The sequence below is a fragment of the Microbispora sp. ATCC PTA-5024 genome (assembly GCF_000511135.2).
GTDB lineage: Bacteria > Actinomycetota > Actinomycetes > Streptosporangiales > Streptosporangiaceae > Microbispora > Microbispora corallina.
The window spans coordinates 1,163,982-1,174,610 of the sequence record NZ_KI866522.1 but is presented as its reverse complement, the minus strand read 5'-3'; the positions used below and the strand labels follow the sequence as shown (position 1 = coordinate 1,174,610).

General features: G+C 73.6%; 12 protein-coding genes. 10 read left to right on the top strand and 2 right to left on the bottom strand.

Going from position 1 to position 10,629, the window contains the following annotated elements; genetic code table 11:
* The 5 genes from MPTA5024_RS41865 to MPTA5024_RS05280 form a co-directional block, all read left to right on the top strand.
* A partial coding sequence (locus MPTA5024_RS41865; RefSeq protein WP_036320379.1) for a hypothetical protein occupies positions 1–287 on the top strand: 287 nt, incomplete at its 5' end.
* Between the two features lie 2 nt (positions 288–289).
* Positions 290–730, top strand: coding sequence for an acyl-CoA thioesterase (locus MPTA5024_RS41860; protein ID WP_036320378.1), 441 nt, complete (start codon positions 290–292; stop codon positions 728–730).
* Positions 731–769: 39 nt separating this feature from the next.
* Positions 770–1,303: a flavin reductase family protein gene (locus MPTA5024_RS05290; RefSeq protein ID WP_036323290.1), complete on the top strand. Its 534-nt coding sequence runs from the start codon at positions 770–772 to the stop codon at positions 1,301–1,303.
* Entirely contained in the window at positions 1,300–2,700 is a 1,401-nt protein-coding gene (locus MPTA5024_RS05285; protein ID WP_036320377.1) for a cytochrome P450, read from the top strand. The genes MPTA5024_RS05290 and MPTA5024_RS05285 overlap by 4 nt, the downstream gene beginning before the upstream one ends.
* Positions 2,701–2,843: 143 nt before the next feature.
* Positions 2,844–3,155, top strand: coding sequence for an antibiotic biosynthesis monooxygenase family protein (locus MPTA5024_RS05280; RefSeq protein WP_036323287.1), 312 nt, complete (start codon positions 2,844–2,846; stop codon positions 3,153–3,155).
* Positions 3,156–3,196: 41 nt separating this feature from the next.
* Here the strand turns inward: MPTA5024_RS05280 and MPTA5024_RS05275 are convergent, their stop codons facing one another.
* Positions 3,197–3,973, bottom strand: coding sequence for a helix-turn-helix domain-containing protein (locus MPTA5024_RS05275; RefSeq protein WP_036320376.1), 777 nt, complete (start codon positions 3,971–3,973; stop codon positions 3,197–3,199).
* 382 nt (positions 3,974–4,355) lie between these two features.
* The gene (locus MPTA5024_RS05270) at positions 4,356–5,210 is read right to left on the bottom strand and encodes a metallophosphoesterase family protein (RefSeq protein WP_036320374.1); all 855 of its coding nucleotides are present in this window, start codon (positions 5,208–5,210) and stop codon (positions 4,356–4,358) included.
* Positions 5,211–5,456: 246 nt separating this feature from the next.
* Here MPTA5024_RS05270 and MPTA5024_RS05265 point away from each other — a divergent pair, with 246 nt between their 5' ends.
* The 5 genes from MPTA5024_RS05265 to MPTA5024_RS05245 all read left to right on the top strand — a co-directional run bounded on the left by MPTA5024_RS05265 (position 5,457) and on the right by MPTA5024_RS05245 (position 10,590).
* Positions 5,457–6,086 (top strand): SigE family RNA polymerase sigma factor, encoded by a 630-nt coding sequence (locus MPTA5024_RS05265; RefSeq protein WP_051457723.1) that lies wholly within the window; start codon positions 5,457–5,459, stop codon positions 6,084–6,086.
* A gap of 38 nt (positions 6,087–6,124) precedes the next feature.
* Positions 6,125–6,694: a DUF5987 family protein gene (locus MPTA5024_RS05260; protein WP_036320373.1), complete on the top strand. Its 570-nt coding sequence runs from the start codon at positions 6,125–6,127 to the stop codon at positions 6,692–6,694.
* Entirely contained in the window at positions 6,691–8,346 is a 1,656-nt protein-coding gene (locus tag MPTA5024_RS05255; RefSeq protein ID WP_036320371.1) for an FAD-dependent oxidoreductase, read from the top strand. Before MPTA5024_RS05260 ends, MPTA5024_RS05255 begins: the two co-directional genes overlap by 4 nt.
* Before the next feature lie 15 nt (positions 8,347–8,361).
* Entirely contained in the window at positions 8,362–9,468 is a 1,107-nt protein-coding gene (locus MPTA5024_RS05250; RefSeq protein ID WP_036320370.1) for a carboxymuconolactone decarboxylase family protein, read from the top strand.
* A gap of 318 nt (positions 9,469–9,786) precedes the next feature.
* Complete coding sequence (locus MPTA5024_RS05245; RefSeq protein WP_036320369.1) at positions 9,787–10,590, top strand: TIGR03084 family metal-binding protein; 804 nt, start codon at positions 9,787–9,789, stop codon at positions 10,588–10,590.
* The last annotated feature ends 39 nt before the right edge of the window (positions 10,591–10,629 follow it).

Here is a 10,629-nt window from a genome sequence, read left to right as displayed (position 1 = left end):
AGCAGGAGTGGGCGGACGCGCTCGGGACGCGCGCGCCGCTCGCCGGACAGGTCGCCGCGGTGACCGGGGAGGGCCCCGGCGGCGCCGGCGCCCGCGTCCTCGCCGCCGCCGAGTGCCTGGAGAGGGCCGGCCTGCCGGCGACCGCCCCCCTCGCCGTCCTCCCGGGCGCGCGGGACGCCTGGGCGGTGCTGGCCTCGGACGGCCTGCGGATCGCGACGCTCGTCACGACCCTGCGGGACGCCCCCGATCCCGTCGTGATCGCAGTGCTCACCGAAGGGCGGTCGTAACCATGGGCAAGTACTTCGAATACCTCCATACGGTGGGGTTCGAGGAGACGAACATCGTCGGGAACGTCTACTACGTCAACTACCTGCGCTGGCAGGGACGCTGCCGGGAGATGTTCCTCAAGGAGCGGGCTCCGGACGTGCTGGCCGACGTCCAGGAGGACCTGAAGCTGTTCACGCTCAAGGTCGACTGCGAGTTCTTCGCCGAGATCACGGCCTTCAGCGAGCTGTCCATCAGGATGCGCCTGGTCGACCTCACCCAGACCCAGATCGAGTTCAGCTTCGACTACGTCCGGCTGGACCGCGCCGAGGACGGGCGGGAGCGCGAGACGCTCATCGCCCGCGGCAGGCAGCGCGTGGCCTGCATGCGGGGGCCGAACGCCAGGACGGTCCCCTCCCGGGTCCCCGAGTCCCTGGTCAGGGCGCTCGAGCAGTACGCGTCCTAGGGCAATCGAGACAGCGAGCCAGGAGGCAGCAGCGTGACCATGCACGATTCCATCCCCCTCCGTCAGGCGGTCGACGGCAAGGACCTGCGGCGGGCGTTCGGGGCCTTCGCCACCGGCGTCACCGTGGTGACGACCGGCGGCCCCATCCCGCACGCCATGACGGCCAACTCCTTCACCTCCGTCTCCCTCGACCCGGCGCTCCTGCTGGTCTGCGTGGACCGCGCCGCCGTCATGCACGGGTGCCTCACCGAGACCGGGTTCTTCGGGGTGTCGGTGCTCGCCTCCCACCAGGAGACCGAGGCCCGCCACTTCGCCGACCGCTCCCGGACGCTCGGCGCGGCCCAGTTCGACGGCGTCGATTGGGTGCCGGGCCCGCTGACCGGGACGCCGCTGCTCGGCGGCGCCCTGGCCCGCTTCGAGTGCGAGCTGTGGCGCGAGTACGACGGAGGCGACCACACGGTCTTCATCGGGAAGGTCCTGTGGCTCGACCACGACCCGGCGGGCGACGCCCTGGTCGTCTACCAGAGCAGGTTCCGTCAGGTCATGCCCGACTGGAGCGAGGTGACGGCATGACCCTCACCCGGCGGCGCGGCGCGGCCGTGCCGGACGGGCCGCCCCGGCCGCGGAAGGACTACCCGGGCCCGCCCTTCTGGGCGGGGCCCGGGCTGTTCCGGAAGCTGGTGGCCGACCGGCTCGGGCTGATGACCCAGGCCGCGACGTACGGTGACGCGGTGAAGCTGTCCATCGGGCCGAAGACGCTGTACTTCTTCAACCACCCCGACCACGCCAAGCACGTCCTCGCGGACAACAGCGGCAACTACCACAAGGGCATCGGCCTGGTGCAGGCCCGCCGGGCCATCGGCGACGGCCTGCTGACCAGCGAGGGCGACCTGTGGCGCAAGCAGCGGCGGATGATCCAGCCGGCGTTCCAGAACAAGCGGATCGCCCGGCAGGACGAGGCCATCGCCCGGGAGGCGGCCGGCCTCGTCGAGCGGCTGCGCGCGCACGAGGGCGGCGGCCCGGTCGACGTGGTCGCCGAGATGACCGGGCTCACGCTCGGCGTCCTCGGCCACACGCTGCTCGACTCCGACCTCGGGTCCTTCGGCTCGATCGGGCACTCGTTCGAGGCCGTGCAGGACCAGGCGATGTTCGAGATGGTGTCGCTCGGCATGGTCCCGATGTGGGTGCCGCTGCCCAAGCAACTGCGCTTCCGCCGGGCCCGCCGGGAGCTCCAGCGCGTCGTGAACCACCTGGTGGCCGACCGCGAGGCGCGGCCCGGCGGCGACGACGTCATGTCCCGCCTCATCGCCTCCGTACGGGAGGAGACCGACCCGCGGGTGGGCCGCCTCCGCATGCGCGACGAGCTCGTCACGCTGCTGCTCGCCGGCCACGAGACGACCGCGAGCACGCTGTCGTGGACGTTCCACCTCGTCGACCGGCACCCCGAGGTGCGCGAGCGGCTGCGCGCCGAGGCGGTCGAGGTCCTCGGCGACCGCCTGCCGAGGTACGAGGACCTCCAGCGGCTGCGGTACACGGCCATGGTGGTGGAGGAGGTCATGCGCCTCTACCCGCCCGTGTGGATCCTGCCGCGCCAGGCCCTCCGCGACGACGTGGTGGGCGGCCATCACGTCCCGGCGGGCGCCGACGTCCTGGTCAGCCCGTACACGCTGCACCGGCACCCGGCGTTCTGGGACGACCCGGACCGGTTCGACCCCGGGCGGTTCGACCCGGACAGGCCGGTGACCCGCCCCCGGTACGCCTACATCCCGTTCGGGGCCGGGCCGCGGTTCTGCGTCGGCAACCACCTCGGGATGATGGAGGCGACGTTCGTGATCGCCATGGTGGCCCGCGAGCTGCGCCTGGAGGCCCTGCCGGGCCGCCCGGCCGTCCCGGAGCCCATGCTCTCGCTCCGGGTCAAGGGCGGTCTGCCGATGACGGTCCGCTCCGCCGGGAAGCCGCCCGGGGAGTGACGACGGAGTGAGACACGGCACCCGACGGCCGCGGCGTCCCGCCGCGGCCGTCTCCGTTTTCCGGGACGGGCCACCTGCCGGGGGAGCGCCGGGGCATTCTGGAGGAAGTCGATCAGTCGATACGGAAGGGTCGGGTGCGGCGCATGATCGCGCGCGTGTGGCGGGGCTGGGCCTCGGCGGAGAAGGCCGACGACTACCAGCGGCACTACGAGTCCGACGTGGCGGAGCACCTCCGCCAGGTCCCCGGCTTCCGCGGAGCCCGCCTGCTCCGCAGGCAGGACGGCGACGAGGTGACGTTCACCTCCGTCACGTTCTTCGCCAGCATGGACGATGTGCGCGGGTTCGCCGGGGATGACCCCGAGCAGGCCGTCCTGGAGGACGGCGCCCGCCGCGCCCTGACCCGGTGGGAGGACCGCGTCGCCCACCACGAGGTCGCGGTCGACCTCCTCCTCTGACGCCCCGTTCCCGGCGGGGCGCGGACCGGCCGGAGGGACGGTCAGCGGCCCACGGCGAGGGCGGGGGAGAGACCGGCCGGCAGCAGCTCGCGCAGCGCGAGCAGGACCGGCGGGTCGAATGCGTTCATGGGCCGCAGGGCCAGGTCGGCCTGCTCGGGCCCGGCGCCCGCCTGGACCGTGATCGGCCCGTGGCGGCCGATGCACAGGGCCTCGTCGCCGCTGGCCGGGAGGTTGAGGGCGCCCTCGTGGCCGTCCGCCGCCGACTGCGCGATGAGGTGCCAGCACCCCTCGGGCACGTCCTCCAGCACGTACGGACCGGGGGTGTGGATGATCGTGTAGGAGACCGGCCAGCCCTCCAGGATCCGGTCGGGGAACAGCCCGGCGAAGACGGGCCGCCCCTCCAGGGGAGAGGAGATGTCGCCCCGGACCGTCATCGCGGTCGGCACCCGGGCGGGGCGCCGGTCGGCGGCGGCCGCCGGGGAGGTGAGCCGGTCGAGGTGGCGGTAGCGGGTGGGGGACACGCCGACGCTGCTGGTGAACCGGGAGCTGAACGTCCCCACGCTCGAGTAGCCCACCCGGTGGCTGATGTCGGTCACGGTCAGCGTGGTGGCGGTCAGCAGCCGCTTGGCCTCGCGGAGCCGCACGGCGGAAAGGAAACGTCCCGGCGACAGGCCGGTCACCCGCTGGAAGACCCGGGAGAAATGGAACTTGCTGAACATGGCGGTGCGCGCCATCTCATCGATCGTGAGCTGCTCCCCGAGATTCTCCTGCATGCTTTCCACGACCCGCAGGACGGCCTCCGTTATTACGTCGTCCATTGCTCCTCCCGTGCATCGGAGGCGCCGGCCGAATTCGACGGGAATCAGCCGGCAATAGGCGGTGACCGGACGGTCACGGTGTGCACGTGCATGGCGAACTGGCTGGCCGGTGCGGGGTCCACACGGATCCGCGGGCAATTCCGAACGGAATCGACCGGCTTCGCCGATGCCGGCTAATCGCCTGTTCGGTTATTACACGCGGCGGGGGACGCGGAACGCTGCATGGCGGCGCGGATTTCTGAGGAATTGTTCGCGCGTTTCCGGGAGATCCGCGCGCAAAGGCGGCGGAGTATTCCGTACGGGCGTGCGGACCCTCCGTACGGCCGTGCGGAACGGTCCCACGGGCCGGCGCGCCGGAGCGCGCGGGGGCGAGGCGGGGCGCTCACGCCGCCCCCCGCTCGGGAAGGATCTGCCGGAGCACGCGACCCTGTCTGTGGTGGGGTCGCCGCTCGCGCGGGTACCCCAGTGAGACCTCCTCGAACCTCACGCCGTCGTGCCAGGTGGTCCTGGGGATGTGCAGGTGCCCGTACACCACGGCGGCGGCCCGGTAGCGCAGGTGCCAGTCCGCCGTGTGCTCGGTGCCGCACCACTGCGCCAGCGGCTGGTGGCGCAGCACCTCGGTCGGCTCCCGCAGCAGCGGGAAGTGGTTGACCAGGACCGTGGGGAGCCCGGGGTCGCGGTCGTCCAGGCGGGCCTCGCTCTCGCGCAGCCGTGCCCGGCACCACGCCTCCCTGCTCGGGTACGGGTGGGGGTGCAGCAGGAACTCGTCGGTGCACACCACCCCCGACTCGTACGCCCGGGCCAGCGCCTGCTCCCGGGTCGTCCGCGGCGGGCGGAAGGAGTAGTCGTACAGGAGGAACAGCGGGACGACGGTCGCCGGCCCGCCCGCGCCCGTCCAGACGGGGTAGGGGTCCTCCGGCGTGAGCACGCCGAGCCGGCGGCAGATCTGCACCAGCCGCCGGTAGCGCTCCTCTCCTCTGAGCTGCTCGGGGTCGCCGGGCGTGGTCCACAGCTCGTGGTTGCCCGGGACCCACGCCACCGTGGCGAAGCGCTCCTTGAGCAGCCCGAGCGCCCACTCGACGTCGGCGATGCGCTCGCCCACGTCGCCGGCCACGAGCAGCCAGTCGCCGTCGCTCCGCGGTCGCAGATCCTCGACCACGGCGCGGTTCTCGGCGTAGGCGACATGGAGGTCGCTGATCGCCAGCAATCTCCCGTTGCCCTTCTCCTCGGCCGCCACGCGGCGATCGTATGCGCGCCGGTCAGGGCGGGGAATCGGCGCGCGGGGATATAGGGACCCCTCATTCCGGATAAGGGCGGGGGGCGTCCCGATAGGGGTTGTGGCTCCAGGTAGGCGCGGCCAATTCTGGGAGCGTTGGCCCAGGACTGCGGGCACGCCGCCGCGAGCGCCGCCACCCGCCACCCATTCCCGACCCATCCGACGTGCGGTGCCTGGGACGCGTTGGCCGTTTTGGAGTGTGAGCAGATGGCCGAGGCTCACGACGACGAGTTCTCGCGCTACGTGAGGGAGGCCAGGCCCGCTCTGCGGCGTACCGCGTTCCTGCTGTCGGCGGACTGGCACGAGGCCGACGACCTGGTCCAGCGGACGCTGATCGCGCTCCACCGGCGGTGGGACACGCTGCGGCAGCGCGACAAGATCGCGGGATACGCCCGGACAGTGATGCTCAGGCTCATCATCAGCGACCGCCGCTCCCACCGCTGGTCGCGGGAGGTCCTGCACGACCTGCCGCCCGAGCCCGACCCCTCACCCGACCCCTACGGCCTCGTGCTCGACCGGCTGCTGCTGATGAACGCCCTCGCCGGCCTGGGGCCCCGGCAGCGCGCCGCCGTGGTGCTGCGCTACTGGGAGGACCGCACGGTCGAGGAGACCGCCTCGGCCCTGGGAAGCGAGGGCTCGACCGTGCGCAGCCAGACCGTGCGGGCGCTGGCCTCCCTGCGCGCCTCACTGAAGGACCAGCTCGCCGCCGACGAGGACGCCGTGGACCCCGTGGACCCCGTGGACCCAGTGGAATCCGTGGACGCCGCGGGCGGGCCGCCGCGGGACCCGGAGGGCAATGCGGAAGATGCGGCCGGCGCGACCCCCGCCGGACCATGAAGGGGACCTGAGTCGAACTGAGACACGAGGGAACGCCCATGTCGCCGCGCACCTCAGCCGAAGAGAAGCCCAGGACCGTCACCCTGGAGGCCTTCGCCGACACGATCGTCCCGGGTGAGAAGCGGCACCCCGGTGACAGGGCGGTCGCCGGCGCGGCGCCGGGCGGCGGCGCGGTCGCCGCCGGCGCCATCGAGCTGCTGGAGTGGGACGCCACCGGCGTGTCCGAGGGACTCGACGACTTCGCCCTCCTGCTGAACGACCACGCCACCGCGTACGCCGCCGAGCAGGGCCTCGACCTCGACGCGTCGGTCCCGCCGTTCGTGGCGCTGCCGTTCGAGCACCGCACAGCCCTGGTGCAGCGGCTGACCGCGCCCGGTCACCCCGAGAAGCAGTTCTGGGTGATGCTCACCCTGTTCAGCAACATGGCCTACGACTCCGCGGCCCACATGCACACCGCCGAGGCCATCGCGGCGGGGCACCCCGGCCTGACCGCCATGGGCGTCACCGCCCCCGGCCCCGACGGCCTGTGGCGGTTCCCCCGGTTCTCGTACGGCCGGCCGCTCGCCCGCCTGCACCCGGACACGACCCCTTCAGGGAGCCCCGCATGACCAGCACAGAGCGCACGGACGTCCTCGTGGTCGGAAGCGGTTTCGGCGGCGCCATCACCGCCTACCACCTCGCCGCCGGGGGCGCGAAGGTCGTGATCCTGGAGCGCGGCCCGTGGCTGGCCGCGAAGGACTTCGAGCACGACTTCATGCTGGGCTCGTCGTACACCCGGATCTTCGACTTCGTCGTGGGCGACGGGATGAGCATCCTCGGCGGCAACTGCGTCGGCGGCGGCAGCGTCGTCTACTTCGCCGCCATGCCGCGCGCCCCGCGCTTCGTCTTCGAGCGGCACGGCTCGATCGGACGCCGGATGTGGCCGGCCTCGGTCAGCCGTGACACCCTCGACCCCTGGTACGACCGGGTGGCCGAGTCGATCCCGATCACCAAGCAGGACTGGAACGACGTCACGTACGCCGGGGGCCTGTGGGCCGCCGCCTGCGACCACGCCGGGCGCACGGCGAACCCCGTCCCGGCCGCCATCGACCGGGGCAGCTGCGCCAACTGCAACTGGATGATGGCCGGCTGCCGGTTCGACGCCAAGCAGTCGCTGCTGCTCAACTACCTCCCCGCGGCCCTCGCCCACGGCGCCGAGATCCGGCCGCTGCACGAGGTGCAGCGCATCACCCGGACGCAGGACGGCGGCTACCGGGTGCACTACGACCTCATCGACGGGGAGGACTACCGCATCCGGTCGGCCGGCGGGACCATCGACGCCAAGGTGGTCGTGCTCGCCGCGGGCGCCGGAGCGACCCCCGTCATCCTGCAGCGCAGCGAGGCGGACCTCGGCGCCATGCCGCACGCCGTGGGCCGCTACTTCTCCGGCAACGGCGAGCGGCTCAACACCGCCGTCCTGAACGAGGACCGGGTGCGCGAGGTGCTCGGCCTCAGCCGCGACGACGGCCTGGCCTACGCCGCCAACCAGATCGGCAAGGGCCCGTGCGTGGCCAACTGGGACCGGCTCGACGGCTCGCTGCCCGAGTACACCCGTTACTCCCTGGAGCAGCTCTACTTCCCGCCGGGGCTCGGCACGATCCTCGCCCAGGTCGCCGACACCGGCGGCCCGACCTGGTTCGGCGCGCGGAAGAAGGAGATGCTGAAGCGCTGGCAGTCGTGGCTCATCATCTTCCAGATGATCGAGGACGACAACGAGGGCGTGTTCGGCCCGCCGCCGGCGACGGGCAACGCCGACCGCGTCTCCCAGCAGATGCTCGGCCTCGGCCGCCTCCGCTACGACCCCCACGAGACCACGCTGCGGGCCTGGGCGATGGCGGACGCCGAGTGCAAGGACATCCTGGAGCGCGACGGCCTGGCCGAGGTCACCGCGTGGACGAACGACGTGGTCGGCGCCTACACCGTCCACCCGCTGTCGTCGTGCCGCATCGGGGACGACCCCGGCACCTCGGCCCTGGACGACCGCAACGAACTGCGCGGCCACCCCGGCATCTTCGTCACCGACGGCTCCGCCGTGCCGGGCGCGCTCACCGTGAACCCCGCGATGACGATCGCCGCGCTCGCCGAGCGCGCCGTCCCCGGCATCGTGCGGGCCGCCCAGGAGCGCGGCGTCGACGTGACGTACGGCGCCCCGGCGCCGTCCGGCGCCACCAGCGGCCGCCGCGGCGTGGCCGACCTGGTCCCCAGCCTGATGCGCAAGTAGCGAGAGGAGACGGCGATGGGCGAGATCCTCAGCCGCGCGACGCTGCGCGGAGCCCTGGCGCAGGTGCGCCACGTGACCCCGGTGCGGCCGTCCGGCGCCCCGGAGCCGGTGGCCGCGGTGTACGCGCAGGTGGAGCGCGACTTCGGGATGCTCGCGCCGCCCGTCGTCCTGCACTCTCCGGCCCCCGGGGTCCTCGCGGCCGCCTGGGCCGTGCTGCGCGAGTCGCTGCTCGCGTCCGGCGCGGCGAGCAGGGCGCTCAAGGAGGTCGTGGCGACCGTGGTGTCGCTCGGCAACTCCTGCCCGTACTGCGTGCAGGTGCACGGCGCGACGCTGCGGGGCCTCGCCCGCGGCCGGTACGCCGCCGAGCTGGCCGAGGGCCGGCTGGCCGACATCCCCGACCCCGGTGTCCGGCGGGTCGCCGAATGGGCGCGCGACCTCGGCCGTCGCGACACCGCCGCCGCGAGCCGGCCGCCGTCGCCTCCGGACGAGGCGAGGGAGCTGGTGGCCGTCGCGGTCGCCTTCCAGTACCTCAACCGCATGGTGAACGTGTTCCTGGGCGACTCGCCACTGCCGCCGGAGGTGCCCGCGCGCGCCCGTCCCGGCCTCATGCGGCTGTTCGGGCTGGTCATGAGCCCGGCCGCGCGCCGGGGCGCGACCCCGGGCCTGTCGGTAGAGCTGCTCGCCCCAGCGCCGGCCGCCTCCGACCTGGCCTGGACGGCCGGCGGCGACGTGCTCGCGGAGGCGTTCGCCCGGGCCGCCGCCGCCGTCGACGCGGCGGGGGAGCGCTCGGTGCCGGAGTCGGTCCGCGCGCTCGTCGGCGCGGCGCTGGCCGTCTGGGACGGATCCCCGCCCGGTCTCGGCCGGTCCTGGGCCGCAGGACCGCTCTCGGGCCTGCCGGAGGCCGACCGGGCCGCGGGCCGGCTCGCCCTGCTGACCGCCATGGCCTCCTACCAGGTGGACGACTGGGTGGTGGCGGACTACCGCCGCACCGCCCCCTCGGACCGGGCGCTGGTCGAGCTGACCTCCTGGGCCGCGATGGCCGCGGCTCGCCGTACCGGGGCGTGGACCCTGGCCGCCGCCGCGCCCGCCACTGCGCCCGCCACAGCGCCCGCCACCGCCTGAGACCCCCGGCGCAGAACGGGGGCCCGCCGGCCGCGCGAATCTCGCCCGCGAATCGGCGCGGAGTGCGGGCGCGATCCGGATGGAATTCGAGCGGAATTCCGCGTGTGGAATTCAGGGGAAATCGGGGCCCGGGAAAAGGCGCGAGGAATGGCACGCCCGGAGATGCCGTGTTTCCCGCGGCGACGCATGCTGAATCCGGCGGCGGTTTCCGGCCGGAACTCCCGCGCCCTCCCGGCCGCCGCACCCCGCGGACGGCGTTCGGACGCCCGCCGCGGCGACGAGCGCCCACCGACGATTCGCGAGCGAGAGGACGGGCAAGTGACGTATCTGGAGGACGTGCTCCGCGACCTGACCGCCGAGGCCGACGAGGTCGACCGGCTGGTCGCCGGCCTCGAGCCCGAGCAGTGGGCGCGGCCCACTCCCGCCCCCGGTTGGACGGTGGCCGACCAGGTCGCCCACCTGGACTTCATCTTCCGCATCGCCGGGGCGGCGGCCGCCGACCCCGCGGTGTTCGAGGCGATCGCCGCGCGCGCCAAGAACGGCTTCGACGCCGCCGTCAACGCCGCGCTGGGCGAGTACGCCGGCCTCTCCCCGGACGACCTGGTGTCCCGCTGGCGCGCCCAGAGGGCGTCCACGATCGCGGCCCTGGGCGGGGTCCCGGAGGACGCCACGGTGCCGTGGCTGGTCAACCCGCTCCCGCCGGCCGTGCTGGCCTGCGCCGGATTCATGGAGGTCTTCGCCCATGGGCAGGACATCGCCGACGCCGTGGGGGCCCGCTTCGAGCGGACGGACCGCATCCGCCACCTGTGCCTGTTCGCGGTGCTGACCAGGGACTTCGGTTACCAGGCCCGTGGCCTGACCCCGCCGGACGTCCAGTTCCGCTACGAGCTCACCGCCCCCTCCGGCGAGGTGTGGGAGTTCGGGCCGGCCGACGCGGAGCAGCGGGTCGCCGGCTCGGCCGCCGACTTCTGCCTGCTCGTGACGCGGCGCCGGCACCGCGACGACCTCGACGTGTCGGCCGTCGGCGCCGACGCCGACCAGTGGCTCGACATCGCGCAGGCGTACCGGGGGCCGGCGGGAGCCGGGCGCACGCCGGGCCAGTTCGCCGTGCTGCAGCACTGAGCGCCGCCGTCCCCACGGCCCCACCCCGCGACCGCGGCG

Bases quoted from the DNA above. Each gene is read 5' to 3' on its own strand.
- MPTA5024_RS05285 (WP_036320377.1), top strand. From the start codon at position 1,300: ATGACCCTCACCCGGCGGCGCGGCGCGGCCGTGCCGGACGGGCCGCCC.
- MPTA5024_RS41860 (WP_036320378.1), top strand. From the start codon at position 290: ATGGGCAAGTACTTCGAATACCTCCATACGGTGGGGTTCGAGGAGACG.
- MPTA5024_RS05250 (WP_036320370.1), top strand. From the start codon at position 8,362: ATGGGCGAGATCCTCAGCCGCGCGACGCTGCGCGGAGCCCTGGCGCAG.
- MPTA5024_RS05260 (WP_036320373.1), top strand. From the start codon at position 6,125: ATGTCGCCGCGCACCTCAGCCGAAGAGAAGCCCAGGACCGTCACCCTG.
- MPTA5024_RS05255 (WP_036320371.1), top strand. From the start codon at position 6,691: ATGACCAGCACAGAGCGCACGGACGTCCTCGTGGTCGGAAGCGGTTTC.
- MPTA5024_RS05275 (WP_036320376.1), bottom strand. From the start codon at position 3,973: ATGGACGACGTAATAACGGAGGCCGTCCTGCGGGTCGTGGAAAGCATG.
- MPTA5024_RS05280 (WP_036323287.1), top strand. From the start codon at position 2,844: ATGATCGCGCGCGTGTGGCGGGGCTGGGCCTCGGCGGAGAAGGCCGAC.
- MPTA5024_RS05290 (WP_036323290.1), top strand. From the start codon at position 770: ATGCACGATTCCATCCCCCTCCGTCAGGCGGTCGACGGCAAGGACCTG.
- MPTA5024_RS05265 (WP_051457723.1), top strand. From the start codon at position 5,457: ATGGCCGAGGCTCACGACGACGAGTTCTCGCGCTACGTGAGGGAGGCC.